20 protein-coding genes are annotated in these 20940 nt (G+C 43.1%); 16 read left to right on the top strand and 4 right to left on the bottom strand.

Annotation, left to right across the window (positions count from 1 at the left end; all coding sequences use genetic code 11):
- Positions 1 to 117: 117 nt before the first annotated feature.
- The 15 genes from miaA (at position 118) to AB9N12_RS12930 (ending at position 17549) form a co-directional block, all read left to right on the top strand.
- Positions 118 to 1038, top strand: a complete 921-nt coding sequence (gene miaA, locus AB9N12_RS13000; protein ID WP_369892451.1) for a tRNA (adenosine(37)-N6)-dimethylallyltransferase MiaA — start codon at positions 118 to 120, stop codon at positions 1036 to 1038.
- Positions 1039 to 1095: 57 nt separating this feature from the next.
- Positions 1096 to 2022, top strand: a complete 927-nt coding sequence (locus AB9N12_RS12995) for a diacylglycerol kinase family protein (protein ID WP_369892449.1) — start codon at positions 1096 to 1098, stop codon at positions 2020 to 2022.
- A 75-nt stretch (positions 2023 to 2097) separates the two neighbouring features.
- The gene (kdsA, locus tag AB9N12_RS12990) at positions 2098 to 2898 is read left to right on the top strand and encodes a 3-deoxy-8-phosphooctulonate synthase (RefSeq protein WP_369892448.1); all 801 of its coding nucleotides are present in this window, start codon (positions 2098 to 2100) and stop codon (positions 2896 to 2898) included.
- Positions 2899 to 2979: 81 nt separating this feature from the next.
- Positions 2980 to 5817, top strand: a complete 2838-nt coding sequence (locus AB9N12_RS12985) for a M16 family metallopeptidase (RefSeq protein ID WP_369892447.1) — start codon at positions 2980 to 2982, stop codon at positions 5815 to 5817.
- Between the two features lie 22 nt (positions 5818 to 5839).
- A complete protein-coding gene (locus tag AB9N12_RS12980) occupies positions 5840 to 7333 on the top strand; it encodes a DUF5687 family protein (RefSeq protein ID WP_369892446.1) in 1494 nt (497 codons plus the stop codon).
- Positions 7334 to 7376: 43 nt separating this feature from the next.
- On the top strand, positions 7377 to 8081 hold the full coding sequence (locus tag AB9N12_RS12975; RefSeq protein WP_369892445.1) for an ABC transporter ATP-binding protein: 705 nt from the start codon (positions 7377 to 7379) through the stop codon (positions 8079 to 8081).
- Between the two features lie 22 nt (positions 8082 to 8103).
- Positions 8104 to 8619: a C40 family peptidase gene (locus AB9N12_RS12970; protein ID WP_369892444.1), complete on the top strand. Its 516-nt coding sequence runs from the start codon at positions 8104 to 8106 to the stop codon at positions 8617 to 8619.
- Between the two features lie 35 nt (positions 8620 to 8654).
- Complete coding sequence (locus AB9N12_RS12965) at positions 8655 to 9299, top strand: HAD-IA family hydrolase (protein ID WP_369892441.1); 645 nt, start codon at positions 8655 to 8657, stop codon at positions 9297 to 9299.
- A 325-nt stretch (positions 9300 to 9624) separates the two neighbouring features.
- A complete protein-coding gene (gene rplU, locus AB9N12_RS12960) occupies positions 9625 to 9942 on the top strand; it encodes a 50S ribosomal protein L21 (RefSeq protein ID WP_369892882.1) in 318 nt (105 codons plus the stop codon).
- Between the two features lie 22 nt (positions 9943 to 9964).
- Positions 9965 to 10228, top strand: a complete 264-nt coding sequence (rpmA, locus tag AB9N12_RS12955; RefSeq protein WP_369892439.1) for a 50S ribosomal protein L27 — start codon at positions 9965 to 9967, stop codon at positions 10226 to 10228.
- 148 nt (positions 10229 to 10376) lie between these two features.
- Positions 10377 to 11651, top strand: coding sequence for a serine--tRNA ligase (gene serS / locus AB9N12_RS12950; protein WP_369892437.1), 1275 nt, complete (start codon positions 10377 to 10379; stop codon positions 11649 to 11651).
- Positions 11652 to 11787: 136 nt separating this feature from the next.
- On the top strand, positions 11788 to 12999 hold the full coding sequence (gene gluP / locus AB9N12_RS12945) for a glucose/galactose MFS transporter (protein ID WP_369892436.1): 1212 nt from the start codon (positions 11788 to 11790) through the stop codon (positions 12997 to 12999).
- A gap of 143 nt (positions 13000 to 13142) precedes the next feature.
- Positions 13143 to 15443: a bifunctional dihydroorotate dehydrogenase B NAD binding subunit/NADPH-dependent glutamate synthase gene (locus AB9N12_RS12940; RefSeq protein ID WP_369892435.1), complete on the top strand. Its 2301-nt coding sequence runs from the start codon at positions 13143 to 13145 to the stop codon at positions 15441 to 15443.
- Between the two features lie 770 nt (positions 15444 to 16213).
- The gene (locus AB9N12_RS12935; protein WP_369888972.1) at positions 16214 to 16600 is read left to right on the top strand and encodes a hypothetical protein; all 387 of its coding nucleotides are present in this window, start codon (positions 16214 to 16216) and stop codon (positions 16598 to 16600) included.
- A complete protein-coding gene (locus AB9N12_RS12930) occupies positions 16566 to 17549 on the top strand; it encodes a transposase (RefSeq protein WP_369889123.1) in 984 nt (327 codons plus the stop codon). The genes AB9N12_RS12935 and AB9N12_RS12930 overlap by 35 nt, the downstream gene beginning before the upstream one ends.
- A gap of 201 nt (positions 17550 to 17750) precedes the next feature.
- Here AB9N12_RS12930 and AB9N12_RS12925 read toward each other — a convergent pair whose 3' ends face one another.
- The 3 genes from AB9N12_RS12925 to AB9N12_RS12915 all read right to left on the bottom strand — a co-directional run bounded on the left by AB9N12_RS12925 (position 17751) and on the right by AB9N12_RS12915 (position 20127).
- Entirely contained in the window at positions 17751 to 19316 is a 1566-nt protein-coding gene (locus AB9N12_RS12925) for an IS66 family transposase (RefSeq protein ID WP_369892434.1), read from the bottom strand.
- Positions 19317 to 19394: 78 nt separating this feature from the next.
- Positions 19395 to 19763 (bottom strand): IS66 family insertion sequence element accessory protein TnpB, encoded by a 369-nt coding sequence (gene tnpB, locus AB9N12_RS12920; RefSeq protein WP_072542649.1) that lies wholly within the window; start codon positions 19761 to 19763, stop codon positions 19395 to 19397.
- Positions 19750 to 20127: a hypothetical protein gene (locus AB9N12_RS12915; RefSeq protein WP_369890454.1), complete on the bottom strand. Its 378-nt coding sequence runs from the start codon at positions 20125 to 20127 to the stop codon at positions 19750 to 19752. Before AB9N12_RS12915 ends, tnpB begins: the two co-directional genes overlap by 14 nt.
- Before the next feature lie 36 nt (positions 20128 to 20163).
- On the opposite strand from AB9N12_RS12915, the gene AB9N12_RS12910 reads away from it, so the two are divergent.
- Positions 20164 to 20502 (top strand): lipocalin family protein, encoded by a 339-nt coding sequence (locus AB9N12_RS12910; RefSeq protein WP_369892433.1) that lies wholly within the window; start codon positions 20164 to 20166, stop codon positions 20500 to 20502.
- A 75-nt stretch (positions 20503 to 20577) separates the two neighbouring features.
- Here AB9N12_RS12910 and panD read toward each other — a convergent pair whose 3' ends face one another.
- A complete protein-coding gene (gene panD, locus AB9N12_RS12905) occupies positions 20578 to 20931 on the bottom strand; it encodes an aspartate 1-decarboxylase (protein WP_369892431.1) in 354 nt (117 codons plus the stop codon).
- Between the last annotated feature and the right edge of the window lie 9 nt (positions 20932 to 20940).

Below are 20940 nucleotides of genomic sequence, written 5' to 3'. Positions count from 1 at the left end.
AATGGATTTCAACAGACAAAGGAAGACGAGAACTGACAAGCATGATGAATGTTTCAAGACTGGAAATCAGTAAAATCGAAGAAACATCTATATAAAATAAAGTAAAAGAATAAAGTTATGCCGGACTATGATTTAATCGCCATACTCGGACCTACAGCCTCGGGTAAAACCTCGTTTGCCGCCGCTTTGGCCTATGAGCTCAACACGGAAATTATCAGTGCCGATTCCCGTCAGATATACCGGGGAATGGACCTCGGCACAGGAAAAGATCTCGCTGATTATACGATAAACGGACATGCTATCCCCTATCACCTGATTGATATTGCCGACCCCGGATATAAATACAATGTATTTGAATATCAGCGCGATTTCCTGGTTTCTTACGAATTGATTAAACAACAAGGCTGTCTTCCCATTTTATGTGGAGGAACAGGCATGTATCTCGAATCCGTACTGAAAGGATACAAGCTCATGCCCGTACCGGAAAATCCGGAATTGCGCAACCGCCTGGCAAATCATTCGCTGGAAGAGTTGACGGAAATACTAAGCCGGTATAAGACATTACATAACTCTACCGACGTGGATACCGTGAAACGAGCGATACGTGCGATAGAAATTGAAGAATATTATGCAGCCCATCCGGTTCCCAAACGGGAATTCCCGAGACTGAACAGTCTCATCATCGGAGTGGATATTGACCGGGAACTGCGTCGTGAAAAGATCACCCGCCGATTAAAACAACGATTGGATGAAGGAATGGTGGACGAAGTAAGACGATTGATTGAACAGGGAATCGCACCGGACGATCTGATATATTACGGACTGGAATTCAAGTATCTGACATTATACGTCATAGGTAAACTGACCTATGAAGAAATGTTCAACAATTTGGAAATAGCCATCCATCAGTTTGCCAAGCGACAAATGACCTGGTTCCGCGGAATGGAAAGAAGAGGATTTACGATCCATTGGATGAACGCAGAGTGGCCGATGGAAGAAAAAATAGCTTTTGTAAAAGAGAAACTGCAAGGGAATTAGTATCTTTGGCAATTATTTATAGTGAGATTTTAAATACAGTAGGATAGAAATACGGATATGAGTGTAGAACCGAAGAAATGGGGAGTGATTTACAACCCCAAAGCTGGCACCCGAAAGGTAAAGAAACGCTGGAAAGAAATTAAGGAGTACATGGACAGTAAAGGTGTAGACTATGACTATGTACAATCCGAAGGTTTCGGTTCGGTAGAGCGTCTCGCTAAAATTTTGGCCAACAATGGGTATCGCACGATTGTCATTGTGGGTGGTGACGGTGCTTTGAATGATGCCATCAACGGCATTATGCTATCCGATGCCGAAGATAAAGAAAACATCGCCCTCGGCATGATTCCGAACGGTATCGGAAATGATTTTGCCAAATATTGGGGACTTAGCACCGAATACAAGCCTGCTGTCGACTGTATCATCAATCATCGGTTGAAGAAAATAGATGTAGGCTACTGCAACTTCTATGATGGAAATGAACACCAGCGTCGCTATTTCCTCAATGCCGTTAACATCGGACTGGGAGCCCGAATTGTTAAAATCACCGATCAGACCAAACGTTTCTGGGGAGTGAAATTCCTTTCATACGTTGCTGCCCTGTTCTCCCTCATCTTCGAACGGAAGCTCTACAGAATGCATCTCCGCATCAATGATGAACATATCCGCGGACGCATCATGACCGTATGTATAGGCAGTGCCTGGGGATGGGGACAAACACCCAGTGCCGTGCCATACAATGGATGGCTGGATGTATCTGTAATCTACCGTCCGGAATTCCTGCAAATTATTTCCGGACTATGGATGCTGATTCAGGGAAGAATCCTGAATCACAAAGTGGTGAAAAGCTACCGGACGAAAAAAGTAAAGGTACTCCGGGCACAGAATGCAGCGGTGGATTTGGACGGGCGTTTGTTGCCTAAACATTTTCCCTTGGAAGTAGGCGTGCTCTCGGAAAAGACGACGCTTATCATCCCCAACTAATCAGCATCATTTCACCAAAGAAGAGCGACATATGCTCACAATCTAATTGATAATTTGTAATTAGTAAATAATAAAATGATAGAACTTAAGAACAATCCTGCCGGTAATTTCTTTCTGCTGGCGGGTCCATGTGTAATAGAAGGTGAAGAAATGGCAATGCGCATTGCCGAACGAATAGTAAAGATCACCGAAGCACTGCAAATTCCTTATGTATTCAAAGGTTCTTACCGTAAGGCAAACCGTTCACGTCTGGATTCGTTTACCGGCATTGGCGATGAGAAAGCACTCAAAGTATTGAGAAAAGTACATGAGACTTTCGGAATTCCTACGGTAACGGATATCCATACCGCAAATGAAGCAGCAATGGCAGCCGAATACGTAGACATACTTCAAATCCCGGCTTTTCTTTGTCGACAGACCGACTTATTGGTTGCCGCAGCAAAAACCGGAAAAACGATTAATATCAAGAAAGGACAGTTCCTTTCACCACTGGCAATGCAGTTTGCAGCTGACAAAGTGGTGGAAACCGGAAACAAGAATGTGATGCTTACCGAACGTGGAACCACTTTCGGCTATCAGGATCTTGTCGTAGACTACCGTGGCATACCCGAAATGCAATCATTCGGCTATCCGGTGATTTTGGATGTCACCCACTCCTTGCAGCAACCTAATCAGACCAGTGGAGTGACAGGCGGAATGCCGCAGTTGATAGAGACTGTTGCCAAAGCAGGTATCGCCATAGGTGCCGATGGAATATTCATTGAAACACATGAAAACCCTGCCGTAGCCAAAAGTGACGGCGCCAATATGCTAAAGTTAGACCTTCTGGAAGGACTATTAACAAAGCTAGTCAGGATACGGGAAGCCATAAAATAGCTCTTTTTCCTGTCCGTTTGTGATTAACAACCTGATACAACGACCAATAACATAAAAGTATTTATTTAAATTAAATAGAATATGAAACATTTATTACGTGGATTATTTATTGCAGTCCTTTTTATATGCTGCAATTTCCAGTTCGTTCTTGCACAACCTATGCAAGAGTTACCTGTAGACAAGAATGTTCGCATCGGTAAACTAGACAACGGGCTTACCTATTACATTCGCCACAATGCCCTTCCCGAAAAACGGGTTGAATTCTACATCGCGCAGAAAGTAGGTTCCATTCTCGAAGAACCGCAACAACGAGGTCTGGCTCACTTTCTGGAGCACATGGCTTTCAACGGAACGAAGCACTTCCCGGGTGATGAAACCGGACTTGGCATCGTGCCTTGGTGTGAAACGAAAGGTATCAAATTCGGTACGAACCTGAATGCATATACCAGTGTCGACCAGACGGTATACAATATCAGCAACGTACCGACTGAAAATATAAACGTGGTAGACTCTTGTCTGCTGATCCTTCATGACTGGTCGAATGCCATCAATCTTGCCGACAAGGAAATCGACAAAGAACGTGGTGTTATCCGCGAAGAATGGAGAAGCCGCAATAGTGGTATGCTTCGCATCATGACTGATGCACAGTCTACTCTATATCCGGATTCTAAATATTCAGATTGTATGCCTATCGGGAGTATTGATGTTATCAACAACTTCCCTTATCAGGATATCCGCGATTATTATGCGAAATGGTATCGTCCGGATTTGCAAGGTATCGTTATTGTAGGTGATATCAATGTAGATGAAATTGAAGCTAAACTGAAGAAGGTATTTGCAGATGTAAAAGCTCCGGTAAACCCGGCCGAACGTATCTACTATCCAGTGTCAGATAACCAGGAACCACTTATCTATATCGGTACAGACAAAGAAGTGAAGAATCCTTCTGTGAACATCTTCTTTAAACAAGACGCAGCACCGGATTCTTTGAAAAATACCATTGCTTATTATGCTACTCAGTATATGGTCAGCATGGCTATGAATATGCTGAACCACCGTTTGTATGAACTCCGTCAAACTGCCAATCCTCCTTTTACTAATGCAAGCGCAGAATATGGGAACTATTTACTTGCCAAGACTAAAGAAGCACTCACACTCACTGCAAGCAGCAAAATAAACGGTATCGATTTAGCAATAAAAACAGTTTTGGAAGAGACTGAACGTGCACGACGCTTCGGATTTACCGCATCAGAATATGAACGTGCACGCGCCAACTATCTGCAAGCCGTAGAATCTGTTTACAAAGAACGTGAAAAGACTAAAAGTAGCTCTTACGTCAACGAATATGTTAACAATTTCCTTGACAAAGAACCAATTCCTGGAATCGAAGTTGAATATACACTGGTAAACAAATTGGCTCCGAATATCCCTGTAGAAGCGGTCAATCAGATGATGAAAAAACTAATCACTGACAATAATCAGGTGGTTTTGCTGGCTGGTCCGGAAAAAGAAGAAGCGAAATATCCTACTAAAGAAGAAATTGTTGCTTTATTGAAACAAATGAAGTCATTTGATTTAAAACCTTATGAAGATAAAGTTTCTAACGAACCGCTGATCTCTGAAGAGATTAAAGGTGGCAAGATTGTTTCTGAAAAAGCCGGCGATATTTATGGTACGACTAAGTTGGTGCTTTCCAACGGCGTAACCGTATATGTGAAGCCTACAGATTTCAAGGCTGACCAGATTGTAATGAAAGGTGTAAGCTTCGGCGGTACCAGCGTATTCCCGAACGAAGAAATTATCAATATCTCCCAATTAAACGGAGTAGCCTTGGTAGGTGGAATCGGCAATTTCAGTAAAGTGGATCTGGGTAAAGTTTTAGCCGGCAAACGTGCAAACGTTGGTACAGGTATCGGCAACAATACGGAAACGGTTTCCGGTAGCTGTGCCCCGAAAGACTTTGAGACAATGATGCAGCTTACTTATCTGACTTTCACATCTCCGCGTAAGGATAATGAAGCATTCGAATCTTACAAGAACCGTCTGAAAGCCGAACTTCAAAATGCAGACGCTAATCCGATGACTGCTTTCAATGACACAGTTACAAGTGTACTATACGGTCACCATCCGCGTGCCATTAGAATGAAGGAAAACATGGTAGACCAAATCAACTATGACCATATTCTTGAAATGTACAAGGACCGCTACAAAGATGCAAGTGATTTCACTTTCTTCCTGGTAGGAAACGTAGACTTGGCTACTATGAAACCGTTAATCGCCAAATATCTGGGAGGTCTGCCATCTATCAACCGTAAAGAGACTTTCAAAGACAACAAGATGGATATCCGCAAGGGAAAGATCAAAAACGTATTCGCAAAGGCACAGGAAACTCCGATGGCTACCATCATGTTCCTTTATAGCGGTACTTGCAAATATGACTTGCGTAACAATGTCCTGCTTAGTTTCTTAGATCAAGCTCTGGATTTGGTTTACACTGCTGAGATCCGTGAAAAAGAAGGAGGTACATACGGTGTAAGCTGTAACGGAAGTCTTGGAAAATATCCGAAAGAGGAACTTGTTCTTCAGATTGTATTCCAAACTGACCCTGCCAAAAAAGATAAACTGTCTACTGTTGTTGTAGAACAACTTCACAAAATGGCCAAAGAAGGTCCGTCTGCCGAACATATGCAGAAGATCAAAGAATATATGCTGAAGAAGTATAAAGATGTCCAGAAAGAAAACGGCTACTGGCTTAATAATATAGACGAATATCTCTACACAGGTGTGGATAATACAAAAGACTATGAAAAGTTGGTCAACGGCATCACAGCTAAAGAAGTGCAAGACTTCCTCGCCAAATTGTTGAAACAGAACAACGAAATTCAAGTCATCATGACCGTGCCGGAAGAAAACAAATAAAAATTCTTAGTATATCTACAGAATGATGATATTCAACGAATTACGCAAACATGGAAGGCTTGCCGCCAAACGGCATCCGATGTATGAAAAGAACAAAGTTGCTAAAATACTCGGTTATGTCATGGGCGCATTCTGGGCCGGTTACCTGATATTCTTCGGCACGACGTTCGCGTTTGGTTTTTCAGATATGGTTCCCAACCGGGAACCATATCATGTAATGAACGCAGTGGTTCTGATATTTATCCTGGCACTCGACTTCCTGTTGCGTGTTCCGTTCCAAAAAACACCGACGCAAGAGGTAAAACCTTACCTCTTGCTGCCGGTTAAACGGAACCGTGTCATCGACTTCCTCCTTATCCGTTCCGGACTCAACCCGTTCAACCTCTTCTGGTTGTTCCTGTTTGTCCCTTTTTCCTTCATCACTATTACCAAATATTTCGGTATTCCCGGTGTCATCACCTATCTTATCGGTATCTTACTATTGATTATTGTCAATAACTACTGGTACTTGCTTTGCCGCACCCTTATCAACGAACGTATTGGGTGGATTCTATTACCCATCGCTTTCTACGGTGGAATAGGTTGCCTTCTTTTTATTCCCGAAGATAGTCCCCTCTTCTATTTCTTCCTGGATCTGGGAGATGGATATATACAGGGCAACATTCTCTATTTCCTCGGCACCCTACTTCTGATTTCCGTTTTATGGCTGATTAACCGCAAGATCATGTCCGGACTTATCTATGCAGAGCTGGCAAAAGTAGAAGATCACCAGATTAAACATGTCTCCGAATATAAATTCTTCGAACGCTACGGGGAAATTGGAGAATATATGAGGCTCGAACTGAAAATGCTTTTGCGCAACCGCCGCTGTAAAGGCTCGCTGCATAGTATCGGTTTCGTAGTTGCAGCTTTCTCCATCGCACTTAGTTTTTCCAGTGTCTACGATGGCAATTTCATGACTTCCTTTATCTGTGTATACAACTTTGCCGCATTCGGAATGATTATCCTTTCACAGATTATGTCCCTCGAAGGTAATTACATGGATGGCTTGATGTCTCGTAAAGAATCAATCATGAGTCTGCTGAAAGCCAAATATTACACATACAGCATCGGCGAAATCATACCTTTCATACTCATGATTCCTGCCATCATCATGCATAAACTCACCCTACTAGGCGCCTTTGCTTGGTTTTTCTATACCATCGGCTTCATCTATTTCTGCTTCTTCCAACTGGCTGTTTACAACAAACAGACGGTACCTTTAAATGAAAAAGTAGCAAGCCGGCAAACAAATAGTGCTATACAGATGGTAGTTAATTTCGTTGCCTTCGGTGTACCACTCATCTTATACAGCCTATTAAATGCATTTTTAGGTGAAACGATTACTTACATAATTCTGTTGGTCATCGGTCTCGGATTTACCCTGACCTCTCCTTTATGGATAAAGAATGTATATCATCGCTTCATGAAACGGAGATATGAGAACATGGAAGGTTTCAGAGACAGCCGCCAATAGACACCTCATGGGTCACTAACCATATAAATAAACATTGAAAATCATGATTACCATTGACAAACTAAAAAAGAATTTCGGCGAGAAGGTTGCCGTGGACATAGAACACTACGAAATCAATCAAGGCGATATGCTCGGATTGGTGGGAAACAACGGTGCAGGTAAAACGACCCTCTTTCGGTTAATGCTGGACTTACTGAAAGCGGACGATGGAAAAGTGGTTATCAACGACATTGATGTGAGCCAAAGCGAAGATTGGAAAGCCTTCACGGGCGCCTTTATCGACGAAGGCTTTTTGATTGACTACCTCACTCCCGAAGAATATTTCTACTTCATCGGAAAGATGTACGGATTGAAGAAAGAGGAAGTGGACGAACGTTTGATTCCTTTCGAACGTTTCATGAACGGAGAGGTCGCCGGACAAAAGAAACTAATCCGCAACTACTCTGCCGGAAACAAACAAAAGATTGGTATTATCTCCGCCATGCTCCATCATCCGCAATTATTAATACTGGACGAACCGTTCAATTTCCTCGACCCCAGTTCACAGTCTATCATCAAGCATCTGCTCAAAAAGTATAATGAAGAGCACCGGGCTACGGTCATTATTTCCAGTCATAACTTGAATCATACCGTAGATGTATGTCCGCGAATTGCCCTCTTGGAGCATGGAGTGATTATCCGGGACATTATGAATGAGGACAATTCGGCAGAAACAGAGCTGGAAGCTTATTTCAATGTGGAAGAATAAGGGGATTTATGATTGAAGACAAATGACGAAAGCTAACTTCAAACTATTTTTCATCTTGGCAGGGCTGACCGCCATCCTCAGTTCCTGTCGCACGTCCGCTCCCCGCCTGGACTATCAGGCATTGGCACGAGCTTCCATCTTATTGGGTGTAGACATCAATCTTGAGGACAATCATAAACTCTATCTGGAAGCTGCCGACTGGATAGGCACTCCTTACCGTGGCGGCGGAGATTCGAAAAGGGGAACCGACTGTTCGGGCATGGTCTATCAGATATACCGGAAAGTATATCGCACCCAGGTGCCACGAAACTCGGAAGAGCTTAAAAATAAAAGCAATAAGATAGCCAAGCGAAATCTCAAAGAAGGGGATTTGGTATTCTTCAGCAGCAACCGTTCGAAAAAGGAAGTAGCCCATGTAGGCATCTACCTGAAGAACGGGAAATTCATCCATTCCAGCACGAACCGGGGAGTAATTGTCAGCAGACTGGGCGAAGATTATTATAGCAGGCACTGGATATGCGGTGGCAGAATACGTTAACAATCCAATCAACCACTCTCAATAATGTTTCCCCAATGAATTACAAGACCTATTTATTCGATTTCGACTACACACTGGCCGATTCGTCACGTGGCATCGTTAAGTGTTTCAGAATAGTGCTTACCCGCCACCAGTATTTAACCGTTACCGATGAAGCCATCAAACGTACTATCGGCAAAACACTGGAAGAATCTTTCAGTATCCTCACCGGAGTAACCGACCCGATACAGCTTGAAACTTTCCGGCAGGAATACAAGCTGGAAGCCAATGTCCACATGAATGTAAACACACGCCTCTTCCCCGATACCCTTTCTACTCTGAAAGCGTTAAAGGCACAGGGTACCCGCATCGGAATCATCTCAACCAAATACCGTTTTCGGATATTGAGTTTTTTAGAAGCATATCTGCCGAAAGATTTTCTTGATATTGTAGTGGGCGGAGAAGACGTAAAAACCGCGAAGCCCTCACCGGAAGGAGTCCGGTTCGCATTGGAACATTTGGGAAGTATCCCACAAGAGACGTTATATATCGGAGACAGTACCGTAGATGCGGAAACTGCCCGGAATGCAGGAGTGGATTTTGCAGGGGTGCTCAATGGGATGACAACCGAAGAAGAGCTTCGCGCCTATCCGCATCGGATGATAATGGAAAATCTTGGAGAGTTAGTCCAAAGAAATTAAATGAAAATAGTTTGTTGCTACAAAACCGATTTGTTTCAAGACATTTCAATTGCTTGAAACACTTTGTTTTTCAAGCCGCAAAACACTTTGTTTCAAGGCCAAAAACAAAAAATCTGCCCTATAGTGTGAAGATATTTTTTGTGTGTTAAACTTTATAGAGAGGAAGAAGTAATCCCCTATTAAATAAAAAAAGAGCGGAAACATTTGCTTGGATTGAATAAAAACAGTACTTTTGCACCCAATTATTCCGCAACGGGTTCGATAAAGAGCTCTTTAAGTGATTAAAGACCACCCGCCGGAGCTAACTTATACATTAATATATAAGATGTACGCAATTGTAGAGATTAACGGTCAGCAGTTTAAAGCAGAAGCTGGTAAGAAGTTGTTCGTTCACCACATCGAAGGTGCAGAAAACGGTTCAACAGTAGAATTTGAAAAAGTTCTTTTGGTAGACAAAGACGGAAACGTAACGGTAGGTGCTCCTGTTGTAGAAGGTGCAAAAGTTGTTTGTCAGGTTGTTTCAAACTTGGTAAAAGGCGACAAAGTTCTTGTTTTCCACAAGAAAAGAAGAAAAGGTTACAGAAAACTGAACGGTCACCGTCAACAGTTCACTGAGTTAACAATCACAGAAGTAGTAGCTTAATCAATTTAAAAAGTAAGAAGAAATGGCACACAAGAAAGGTGTCGGTAGTTCTAAGAACGGCCGCGAATCACAAAGTAAGAGATTAGGCGTTAAGATATTTGGTGGCGAAGCTTGCAAAGCAGGTAACATCATCGTTCGTCAAAGAGGTACTGAATTCCACCCGGGTGAAAACATCGGAATGGGTAAAGACCACACTCTTTTCGCTTTAGTAGATGGTACAGTTAACTTCAAAGTTGGTAGAGAAGACAGAAGATATGTTTCTGTTGTTCCTGCAACTGAAGCATAATTGCACAACTGAAAATATGTAAGAGAAGGAGATGTAATCTGAAAAGGATTGCATCTCCTTACTTTTTATGCCTGTTTTCATTGCTTGATTATTCGTTTTTTCTTTATCTTTGTAGTCTCAAAAACGAAAGTTCATAAAAAGTATAGATATGCTTACCATTAAACAAATTACAGAAAATACAGAAGCGGTACTCCGCGGACTGGAAAAGAAGCATTTCAAAAATGCAAAAGAAACGGTAGAGCAAGTGATCGCTCTGAACGACAAGAGACGTAGCACACAAAACCTATTAGATAAAAACCTGGCAGAAGTCAATTCGCTTTCACGCACTATCGGTCAACTGATGAAGGAGGGCAAGAAAGAAGAAGCAGAATCAGCACGCGCACGTGTTGCCGAACTGAAAGAAGGCAACAAGGAACTGGATGCTGCCATGACAAAGGCTACCACCGATATGCAGAATATACTTTATACCATCCCCAATGTTCCTTATGACGAAGTGCCCGAAGGCGTAGGCGCTGAGGATAACGTTGTAGAGAAAATGGGGGGTATGGAAACCGAACTTCCCAAAGACGCACTTCCTCACTGGGAACTGGCTAAGAAATACGACTTAATCGACTTTGATCTGGGAGTTAAAATCACAGGTGCAGGTTTTCCCGTATATAAAGGTAAAGGCGCACAGCTTCAACGTGCCCTCATCAACTTCTTCTTGGACGAAGCACGCAAATCCGGATATACAGAAATCATGCCGCCGACAGTAGTCAACGCCGCTTCCGGTTATGGCACAGGGCAGCTTCCCGACAAGGAAGGACAGATGTACCATTGCGAAGTAGACGACTTATATCTGATTCCGACAGCAGAAGTTCCTGTGACTAACATCTATCGCGACGTAATCCTGGAAGAAAAGCAATTGCCGATTATGAACTGTGCCTACACGCAATGTTTCCGTCGCGAAGCAGGTTCGTATGGTAAAGACGTACGTGGATTGAACCGTCTGCACGAATTCTCCAAAGTAGAATTAGTACGCATCGACAAGCCGGAACACTCCAAGCAATCTCATCAGGAAATGCTGGATCATGTGGAAGGACTATTGCAAAAACTGGAATTGCCGTATCGTATCCTTCGTCTTTGTGGTGGTGATATGAGCTTTACCGCCGCACTCTGCTTTGACTTCGAAGTATACTCCGAGGCACAGAAACGTTGGCTGGAGGTAAGTTCCGTATCCAATTTCGATACGTATCAGGCGAACCGCTTGAAATGCCGTTATCGTAATGCGGACAAAAAAACCGAACTTTGCCATACATTGAATGGCTCCGCATTGGCATTGCCGCGTATCGTTGCCGCTTTGCTTGAAAACAACCAGACTCCGGAAGGCATCAGAATTCCGAAAGCATTGGTTCCGTACTGCGGTTTCGACATCATAGACTAAAGCTTACCACAGATTGCACAGATTTTCACAGATGAATAAGGATACATCGTGTACTGTTTATCGAAATAAAATCTGCGATAGTCCGTGCAATCTGTAGTGAAATAACATTTACAACCTTTTTAACACATTTATCCCCATGACCAAAAACACAAAAAGTTTTGTTTTGCCTTTGACATTCATCGGCATCATGTTCTTCGCAATTGGTTTTGCATTAGGAATCAACTCATTGTTAGTTCCCGTATTACAAAAATCACTAGGAATCTCGAACACGGCATCTTACCTTATCATTGCTGCAACTTTTATCCCATTTCTGATATTCGGTTATCCTGCCGGGCTCACAATCAAAGCAATCGGTTATAAACGTACTATGTCACTGTCTTTCTTTATTTTTGCTTTGGCATTTTACCTGTTCATCCTGTCGGCATCACAGGAAAGCTTCACCTTATTCCTGTTGGCATCTTTCATCAGCGGAGCCGCCAATGCATATCTGCAAGCATCCGTCAATCCTTATATTACGATACTGGGACCACTGGAAAGTGCTGCGAAACGTATCAGTATAATGGGTATCTGCAACAAGCTGGCGTGGCCTATTCCTGCCATCTTCATCGTATGGCTACTGGGCAAAGATGTCAGCCTGATTGGCATTGAAGATTTGAGTAAGCCGTTTATCATCATCATCTGCGCTTTTGTAGCTCTGGGTGTGATGGCATTCTTCGCACCGCTGCCCGAAGTGAAAGCTGCCGGAGAAGATGAAAACGAGGACGAAGCCGAAGCCTGTCCGTATGCTGCCAATAAGACCTCCATTTTCCAGTTCCCGCACTTGCTATTGGGCTGCCTGGCCCTGTTCCTTTATGTAGGCGTTGAGACAGTTTCACTCGGTACCCTGGTCGATTATGCCAAAGAACTCGGTTTGGAAGGCGCTGCCAACTATGCATGGATTGCTCCTATCGGCATTGTTATCGGATATATCTGCGGTATCATCTTTATCCCGAAATACCTCAGTCAGGCAACAGCCTTGAAGATTTGCTCTATCTTGGCAATCGTCGGTTCACTGCTGGTAGTACTCACCCCAAGCCATGTTTCCATCTATTTCATTTCGTTTATGGCATTGGGATGCTCACTGATGTGGCCGGCTTTGTGGCCGCTCGCCATGGCAGACCTCGGCAAATTCACGAAAGCAGGCTCTTCATTGCTTATCATGGCAATGTTCGGCGGAGCCGTTATCCCTACCCTTTACGGTTGGCTGAAAGACGTAGCCACTCCCCAACAGGCATATTGGCTTTGTCTCCCCTGCTTCCTGTTCATCCTATATTACGGAGTGGCCGGATACAAAATCAGAACGAAATAAAAAGAGAAATTCACTCATATACAAGGAGCCACTCATCAAAAGAGTGGCTTTCCTTTTATATTTCGCAAATTAGCCGTATATTTGCCAAAATATATAACATTTTGATAGCAGTTACGTAATAAAAACAACAAATTAATTAGATAATGAACAAAATCATTAGCAAGGAACGCTTTTCTGAAAAAGTATTCAAATTTGAAATTGAAGCTCCTTTAATTGCTAAATCTCGTAAGGCCGGACACTTCGTCATCGTACGTGTAGGCGAAAAGGGAGAACGTATGCCATTGACTATCGCGGGTGCTGATCTGAAAAAGGGCACCATTACTCTGGTAGTGCAGGAAGTCGGGCTTTCTTCTACCCGTCTTTGTGAACTGAATGAAGGCGAATTTATTACTGACGTAGTAGGTCCGCTCGGACAAGCTACCCATATAGAAAAATTCGGAACAGTAGTCTGCGCCGGTGGTGGTGTAGGTGTGGCTCCGATGCTTCCTATCGTACAGGCTTTGAAGGCTGCCGGTAACCGTGTTATCACTGTATTAGCCGGACGCAATAAAGATCTTATTATCTTGGAAAAAGAAATGCGTGAAAGCTCTGATGAATTAATTATCATGACGGATGACGGTTCTTACGGTCACAAAGGCTTGGTGACAGAAGGTGTAGAAGAAGTTATCAAACGCGAGAAGGTAGACAAATGTTTTGCTATCGGCCCTGCTATCATGATGAAATTCGTTTGCCTGCTGACTAAAAAATATGAAATTCCCACAGATGTTTCTCTAAATACGATCATGGTGGACGGAACTGGTATGTGCGGTGCTTGCCGTATCACTGTGGGAGGAAAGACTAAATTCGTTTGTGTAGATGGACCGGAATTCGACGGTCATCAGGTGAATTTCGACGAAATGCTGAAACGTATGGGTGCGTTCAAGAATATCGAACGCGAAGAGATGCATAAGCTGGAACCGGAATGTGAAGCAACCAAAGAAATCGATGAAAAAAGTCGTAATGCTGTTTGGAGACAGGAGTTACGCAAATCCATGAAGCCGAAAGAACGTACGGCTATTCCTCGTGTAGAGATGAATGAACTCGATGCTGAATACCGTTCACACAGTCGTAAAGAGGAAGTTAATCAAGGACTAACAGCAGAACAGGCTGTTACAGAAGCAAAACGCTGTCTTGATTGTGCTAATCCGGGATGCATAGAAGGTTGCCCCGTAGGCATTGACATTCCTCGCTTCATTAAAAATATCGAACGCGGTGAGTTCCTCGAAGCGGCTAAAACGTTGAAAGAAACAAGTGCACTTCCGGCTGTTTGCGGACGTGTGTGCCCACAAGAAAAACAGTGCGAATCCAAATGTATTCATCTGAAAATGAATGAAAAGCCGGTGGCTATCGGTTATTTGGAACGTTTTGCTGCTGATTACGAACGCGAAAGCGGGCAAATCTCCATACCTGTCATTGCAGAGCAAAACAATATCAAAATTGCTGTTATCGGTTCAGGACCTGCAGGATTAGCATTTGCTGGAGACATGGCTAAATATGGATATGACGTAACTGTATTTGAGGCGTTGCACGAAATTGGCGGTGTATTGAAATACGGTATCCCCGAATTCCGTTTGCCAAACAAGATTGTAGACGTAGAGATAGACAATCTCGGTAAGATGGGCGTTCACTTCGTCAAAGACTGCATCGTAGGAAAGACGATCAGTGTAGAAGATTTGAAAGCGGAAGGTTTCAAAGGAATATTCGTGGCTTCCGGTGCCGGACTACCCAACTTCATGAATATCCCAGGAGAGAATTCTATCAATATCATGTCTTCAAATGAATACCTCACCCGTGTCAATTTAATGGATGCTGCCAGCGAAGACTCTGATACTCCAGTAGCATTCGGTAAGAATGTGGCAGTAATCGGTGGTGGCAACACAGCTATGGACTCTGTCCGTACAGCAAAACGTCTTGGCGCTGAACGTGCTATCATCATCTATCGTCGTTCGGAAGAAGAAATGCCGGCACGTATCGAAGAAGTAAAACATGCCAAAGAAGAAGGAGTTGAATTCCTCACTCTGCATAATCCTATCGAATATATTGCTGATGAACAAGGTTGCGTCAAACAGGTTATTCTGCAAAAGATGGAATTAGGTGAACCGGATGCTTCCGGACGTCGTAGTCCTGTGCCCATCCCGGGAGCTACGGAAACAATCGATATAGACCTGGTCATTGTCAGTGTTGGGGTATCTCCTAACCCGATTGTTCCAAGCTCTATCAAAGGACTGGAATTAGGAAGAAAAGGAACCATCGCAGTAAATGACAACATGGAATCTTCTATCCCGATGATTTACGCAGGTGGCGACATCGTTCGCGGTGGAGCTACTGTCATTCTGGCGATGGGTGATGGCCGTAAAGCTGCTGCTGCTATGAACGAACAACTGAAAACAAACGGCAGTAACTAACTGCCGCTTGTTAACACTCTGGATAAACGTCCCTAGCATATAGGTAAGACTGTCCGCACTCAAAAACAGTGTAAATAATTAGAATATATCTCATACAATCTGTATCTTTAATTAAAAAAATCAGATTGCAACGAATGATATCAAAGGTAAAGACTGCCACCAGTACACGATGTTTCCTAACTGCATCGAGGAGTATGTTGCAGCCGATAGTCAGGTTCGTCTGCAGGTGTGTACGGCATTAATATTTCCGTACATACGCTGCCTACTCAATGTAGTAAAATCAACAAGATATAACATTATATTTTTTAGGATAAAACTATTTTCCATTTGGAATTATATTAAATTACATCTACTTTTGCAGGTGAATTGAGTCAACTCTTTCTATAACATAAGAAAAGAAAGAAGCGTTGTGCTTATCTTGTGATTGGAAACATAGGAAATTTTCAAAGTACACAGCACAAGGGATATCTCACGCTATAGCATGAGGTGCTGTTATCACATCCGTGCACAGGTTTCCTACAATCTCCACTCAGAAGCAGCATCTTCAGTTCCACGCTTTGTCGTTTAATAGAAAAGGTCTTTTAGGAGCTGGAAAGACAAGGGGAAATAAAAATGAAAAAATTATCTATGTTTGCTAATGCACTTCAAAAAAGTGTGTTAAGTTTGGCTCTTTTGGTATCAGCCTGTATGATTGGTTTTACTTCGGCTCACCGGTAAAATCATGTGGTCTTCTTCTCTCCAATTCTTATCTTTGCCTTCAAAAAACTCTTATGACTAGTTACGATACTCTTTTAGTTCTTGCTCGCTTCATACTCCCAGCTGACCTGTTGGAGTGTTTTGATATTGTTAAAATAGAGAACACCGCTGAAATGTTAACCATTCATTTAGATGAGCAAAATCTTCCTCCCTTGTCCTCTAGGGTTCACTCTTTAGAGTCCAAAGGTTTTCTTCCTCCGGTTTATATTCGTGATTTTCCTATCCGTGACCGTAAGGTAAGCTTATGTGTACGGCGTCGTAAATGGCTCGACAAGGAAACTGGTTCTATCATCTGTAACACTTTTGAGCTTACCGCTCAGGGAACGCGACATTCAAAAGAATTCGCGTCTTTTTTAAAAGGATTGCTTGGAGAAATACCCGATTACGGCCCGCTCTCTTGAACGTTATTATCATATTGACGGTGATCAGTTTGAGCGGCAATATAAAGAGTATCTAAGTGACTACCGCATGTGGGATCAACTGTCCCATGCCGCAAACTGGCTGCTGTTTTCCGAGAACCTGGGACCGTACTTGAGTATTGATGAAACTTCCCTTTCTAATGGTGAGTTATATACTATAATCATCAACAGAGAGGCACACGGTGGTAAAGGTGCTATCGTGGCTATTGTCAAGGGTACCAAGGCTGACGATGTCATAGCTGTGCTAGAACAAATCCCTGAAGAAGCACTTCGGATGGTGCGGGAGGTCACTCTTGATTTGTCAGAAAGTATGCGCAAGATCGTTCGCAGATGTTTCACCTCGGCTATCCGTGTGATAGATCGCTTCCATATTCAAAAGCTGGCGTGTGATGCTGTACAGGAAATTAGAATCGGACACCGTTGGGAAGCTATACAAGAAGAGACTGATGTCAGGCAGGAAGCTAAAGGTCTGAAAAAGAAATATACCCCTTTTACCTTTGAGAATGGTGATACACGCAAGGAATTATTGGCAAGGAGCCGGTATCTGCTTTTCAAATCTGCTGAAAAATGGACTGAAGCACAGAAGCTCAGAGCTACAGTCTTATTCAGAGAATATCCGGATATTAAACGGGCATATTCACTTAGTCATTCTTTAAGAATGATTTTTAATAAACGATCGATAAAGGCAGGAGCAAGAACCAATTTAGCGAAGTGGTATCAAGAAGTAGAACAATCTGGATTTGACTCGTTTAACACAATAGCTGCTACATTATATGACAGAAGTGAGCAGATACTAAACTTCTATATTAATAGGGCATCAAATGCTGCTGCAGAATCATTTAATGCGAAAGTTAAACAGTTCAGAGCACAACTTAGAGGGGTTATAGACATACCCTTTTTCTTGTATAGACTAACTAAAATTTATGCATAAAACCACAGGATTTTATCGATGACCCCACAAGACTTTACCGGTGACCCTTTACTTCTTGTAGTGATGATGACGAAAGTAACGGAGAAATCGTTGGTACTTGGCAGTCTGTACATATGTAAGCATTCGGTAAACCACGTTGCAATTTTTGTGAAATTAGTTCCGAATCGGTGCTATTCGTAGTCGATTCGGAACTAATAGTATCTATTCGGAACAAGTTTGATTGGATTTTACCCAATTACGTGGTAGAAGTTCTTCCATATTCTTCTCATCCCTTTCATAATATGGAATTTTGCTCAGGACATCTTCCATCCAGATTCTGGGGTCTACTTCTGCTGATTTGCAGGTTGAAATCAGTGAGTATACGATGGCAGCCCTGTATGCTGATGCATCGTTTCCGCAGAACAGATAGTTCTTTCTTCCCAAAGCCAAAGGTCTTATGGCATTTTCTATACGGTTGTCATCAATTTCGATTCTTCCGTCGTTTACGTATCTGGAAAGTCTTGGAAGGAGCGTGTACGTATATTCGATGGCTTTACCCATACGGCTTTTAGGAAGCACTCTAAGATAGGTGTCCTGCAGCCACTTTTCAAATTCAAGTATCAGCGGATAGGCCTCACTGATACGTTTTTCCTTACGCTCTTCAGCTGTGAGCCCTGCATCATTGGCTTCAGATTCTATCTTGTACAACTTGCCGATGTAGTGTATTGCCTGTGTGGCCAGGGGCCTGTTCTCTTCCAGGGCATCCACGTACTTCCTTCTGACATGTGCCCAACAGCCGACCATAGTGATTCCTTTCACCTGCTCAAACTGTTCGTAAGCTGCATAGCCGTCACATTGCACAATGCCATGGTAACATCCCAGCAGTTCACGGGCTACAGTCCCCGAACGGCTGCCACGGTCATAATGGAACATGACGTCCCCCGTGATGCCGTCGCGTACGCACCACTCATACCCCTTTTTCGCCTTATGTTTCTCATTGTCCAGCACAGGAATGACACTCTCGTCCACTTGTATATACTCACTGGAGAGTATCTTCTGTTTGAGCAGGTTGTACAGCAACCTGAGTTTCTCCACCGCCATTTCATACCATCCGCACATGGTAGATTCGCTTATGCTGATTCCTGATTCGCGATACTGCTGTATCAGACGATAGAACGGGAGATGATACATGAACTTGCCGATGATAATGTCTGTCAGGACCGAGGCGCCTGCCATACATTTACTGACCGGAACAAGAGGTAGAGGGTGAATCAGGATCTGTCTTTCCTCGGGGTATTTCTCCATATCGGACTTACTTATCACTTTGTGACGGACAGTCTTCAGGATATACAATTTTGCCGGAACACGTTCCAGGCGTGAACTCTCTTCCTTTCCGATTTCAATGAAATCATCCTTAAGCCTGCCTTCCTCGTCTGTTGTCCCTTCGGGGTAAAGATCAACAACCTCTACCGCAAGAGAAGATGTATCCAAGGGCTTGCGGGCCGGCTTCTCCTTGACTTTTATGGTTCTGGTGATTTCTTCATCGCTTTTGCGGACTTCCTCCTCCATCCGGGATATTTCCATGGAGGACATTTCAGCTTTTGAGAACAGGAACAGTTGGTTGGGATCAAGCGGAAGATTCTTCTCGCTCATCCGGCCAAAGACTTTTTTCCGAAGCCAGTACAGCGACTGTTCCAGTGAGGAAACCCTGCTGATAAGCGCCGCTTTATCCTGACGGAGCTGCTCTAATTCTTCCAATAAGGCTTTTTCCTGTTCCTCTGTAAGCATCTGCATCTCATTTTTTCACAATGTAAATATACTAAAATCCAATGACATACAAAAGCAAACAGAGTAAAAAATCCGATACTATTTTCGAAGTTTCTGCAGGTTTTCAAGTCTCGTGCGACGGGAGTCACGGGCTTCCATGATACCCTCCACTATCATGACAAGTTCCCGCCATTCTATATTTGTACAGACCTCATTGTCGTTGGCAGAATCAGGTTTACCTAAGGTACCGGCTTCCAGAAGTTTGGAATATAACACCATGCCGCCAGGCTCCCAATGCAGGAGTTTTATACGGTCACGGGCACGGTTTATGAAGATATACACGTTGCCGTTACAGGGGTCCTGACCCATGGCGTCGGTGATGATACCGCTGAGGGTATGGAAGCTTTTGCGCATATCAGTTGGGCGGTTATACAACAGATAGCGCATACTGTCATTAAGGCTGAACATGGCTGCAGGCCCGGATGATTGAAAACAGTTCCTTTTCATTTAGCTCACCACAAATGCGTATGGCACTACCGGCCGGTGTACGTATTTCTATCTCTTTCAATCCGCTTGGCGTGGTCGGTGTACTTTTCTGTTTCCGTCCGGTTGTACCGGCAAATGAAGGAACCGGAACAAAAAATCCGCTATGCGGAAGCTCGATAAACTCACCTTGAGCCGTTTTACCAGATGATTGCTCGGCGGCATAACGGGATTTGCTGTCATAAAACCGCCATACAGGGATATTGAGTTCCTCTAATCTTGACTTATAAGTCACTTTGTGCTCTTTGCAGTAGTTCATTATTTCTACTACTTCTTCTCGTGTCATCATAACTTGGCTTTTTGGACGTAAAGTTAATGATGGAAGGTGGAGACGAAAATACGTGGTTTACCGAATGCTTACGTACATATTGATGCATGGGAAAAAATTAATGGTGAGCAGACTGAAGATGGAGCATATAGCGGACCGTACGATCAGGGTACTATCGTTTTCACAGCTGAAGGTAGAATTTCTATAACCGAAGAAGGTGAACCAACGGAAACAGCTAGTTACACATTCACAGGTGACAAACTGATTATTAAATATGATGACGAAACAACTGAAGTTAAAGTGTTGACGTTAAGTGATGATAAACTTATATTAGAGTATTCTGAGTCTTCTGAAGGGTATGAAAGTTACACAAAGATAGAATTCAGAAGAATGTAATAATTATATTCAAATGAAAGAAAAAGAGGGCACAAAGTATGCCCCCTTTTTTATTTCAACTATCAAAGATACTTTCTACTTTACTACCTTGTTCGTTGCAGGATCAGGGAAAATGACAGTCGGCTTAAACGACTTGGCTTCCTCAAAATCCATCAGTGCATAAGACATGATTATCACAATATCATCCGGTTGCACCTTGCGGGCAGCAGCACCATTCAGACAAATCTTACCCGAACCGCGTTCACCTTTGATAATGTAGGTTTCAAAGCGTTCACCGTTGTTATTATCAGCGACATACACTTTCTCTCCCGGAATCATGTTTGCAGCATCCAGCAGGTCTTCATCAATCGTGATACTACCCATATAGTTCAGATTTGCCTCCGTGACACGTGCACAATGAATTTTCGACTTCAACACTTCAATCATCATAAGGTTTCG

Source organism: Bacteroides sp. AN502(2024), from assembly GCF_041227145.1.
Taxonomy (GTDB): Bacteria; Bacteroidota; Bacteroidia; order Bacteroidales; family Bacteroidaceae; genus Bacteroides.
The sequence above is the reverse complement of the archived record's forward strand: the minus strand, read 5'-3'. Positions and strand labels throughout refer to the sequence as shown.

Coding starts and splice junctions, on each gene's coding strand:
- miaA (WP_369892451.1), top strand. CDS start 118: ATGCCGGACTATGATTTAATCGCCATACTCGGACCTACAGCCTCGGGT.
- AB9N12_RS12995 (WP_369892449.1), top strand. CDS start 1,096: ATGAGTGTAGAACCGAAGAAATGGGGAGTGATTTACAACCCCAAAGCT.
- kdsA (WP_369892448.1), top strand. CDS start 2,098: ATGATAGAACTTAAGAACAATCCTGCCGGTAATTTCTTTCTGCTGGCG.
- AB9N12_RS12985 (WP_369892447.1), top strand. CDS start 2,980: ATGAAACATTTATTACGTGGATTATTTATTGCAGTCCTTTTTATATGC.
- AB9N12_RS12980 (WP_369892446.1), top strand. CDS start 5,840: ATGATGATATTCAACGAATTACGCAAACATGGAAGGCTTGCCGCCAAA.
- AB9N12_RS12975 (WP_369892445.1), top strand. CDS start 7,377: ATGATTACCATTGACAAACTAAAAAAGAATTTCGGCGAGAAGGTTGCC.
- AB9N12_RS12970 (WP_369892444.1), top strand. CDS start 8,104: ATGACGAAAGCTAACTTCAAACTATTTTTCATCTTGGCAGGGCTGACC.
- AB9N12_RS12965 (WP_369892441.1), top strand. CDS start 8,655: ATGAATTACAAGACCTATTTATTCGATTTCGACTACACACTGGCCGAT.
- rplU (WP_369892882.1), top strand. CDS start 9,625: ATGTACGCAATTGTAGAGATTAACGGTCAGCAGTTTAAAGCAGAAGCT.
- rpmA (WP_369892439.1), top strand. CDS start 9,965: ATGGCACACAAGAAAGGTGTCGGTAGTTCTAAGAACGGCCGCGAATCA.
- serS (WP_369892437.1), top strand. CDS start 10,377: ATGCTTACCATTAAACAAATTACAGAAAATACAGAAGCGGTACTCCGC.
- gluP (WP_369892436.1), top strand. CDS start 11,788: ATGACCAAAAACACAAAAAGTTTTGTTTTGCCTTTGACATTCATCGGC.
- AB9N12_RS12940 (WP_369892435.1), top strand. CDS start 13,143: ATGAACAAAATCATTAGCAAGGAACGCTTTTCTGAAAAAGTATTCAAA.
- AB9N12_RS12935 (WP_369888972.1), top strand. CDS start 16,214: ATGACTAGTTACGATACTCTTTTAGTTCTTGCTCGCTTCATACTCCCA.
- AB9N12_RS12925 (WP_369892434.1), bottom strand. CDS start 19,316: ATGCTTACAGAGGAACAGGAAAAAGCCTTATTGGAAGAATTAGAGCAG.
- tnpB (WP_072542649.1), bottom strand. CDS start 19,763: ATGTTCAGCCTTAATGACAGTATGCGCTATCTGTTGTATAACCGCCCA.
- AB9N12_RS12915 (WP_369890454.1), bottom strand. CDS start 20,127: ATGATGACACGAGAAGAAGTAGTAGAAATAATGAACTACTGCAAAGAG.
- panD (WP_369892431.1), bottom strand. CDS start 20,931: ATGATGATTGAAGTGTTGAAGTCGAAAATTCATTGTGCACGTGTCACG.